The sequence below is a fragment of the Burkholderia sp. Ac-20344 genome, assembly GCF_017104975.1.
In the GTDB taxonomy this organism is placed as follows: domain Bacteria; phylum Pseudomonadota; class Gammaproteobacteria; order Burkholderiales; family Burkholderiaceae; genus Burkholderia.
In genome coordinates, this window is the sequence record NZ_JAAGPP010000396.1 from 1 (window position 1) to 767 (window position 767).

Consider the following 767-nt stretch of genomic DNA (forward strand, 5'->3'; position numbering starts at 1 on the left):
CTGCCCGCACGCGCATCGGCCGACGGGCCCGCCATCGATCGGCTTGCGGTCGCGGCATGGGTCGGTGCGGTCGGTGTGGCCGCAGCCGCCGAGGCGGGCCCGGCAATCGAAGCGCCTCGCTTCGCCGCCCCGCTACGCGCCCGATGCACGGCCGACGCCTGCGCAACCGTCGCGCCCGCATCGAACCCGCCACCCAGCGCACCGATCAGCCCGACGCGCAGCGTCCGCTGCCGGCCGAGCAACGCGATCATCTGCGCGCGCTCGTCGATCAGCGTGAGATCCGCGACATCCACATCCTTCTGCATCAGCACGCCGCGCCGGTGACGGTCGGTCGCGATCTGCACGATCTTCTGCGCGGCTGCAACCGCGTCCTGTTGCTGCGCGACGAGCGTTTGCGACGTCTGCAGCGACGTGACGAACTGCGCGACCTGCCCGAGCGCATCGTCGACGGTCTTGTTGTACAGGCCGATCGCCACATCGGCCTGCGCGGCGTCCGCACCGAGCTTCGCCTTCAGCCGGCCGCGATCGAAGATCGGCAGCGAGATCGCCGGGCCGATGGAACCGGCGAGCGCGTCGCGCGAGAACAGCGACGCGGGCGTCAGCGCGAACACGCCGCCGAGCGCGACGAGGTTCACGTCCGGATAGAACTGTGCGCGCGTCGCATCGGCATTCGCGAACGCGGCTTCGACACGCAGCCGCGCGGCGACGATGTCGGGCCGGCGGCCCAGCAGATCGGCCGGCAGCCGGGCGGGCAGCGCGCCGCCCGC

1 protein-coding gene is annotated in these 767 nt (G+C 72.5%); it reads right to left on the bottom strand.

The genetic code is table 11. The features are described from left to right. A partial coding sequence (locus G3N64_RS39335) for a TolC family protein (protein WP_205788925.1) occupies nt 1-767 on the bottom strand: 767 nt, incomplete at both ends.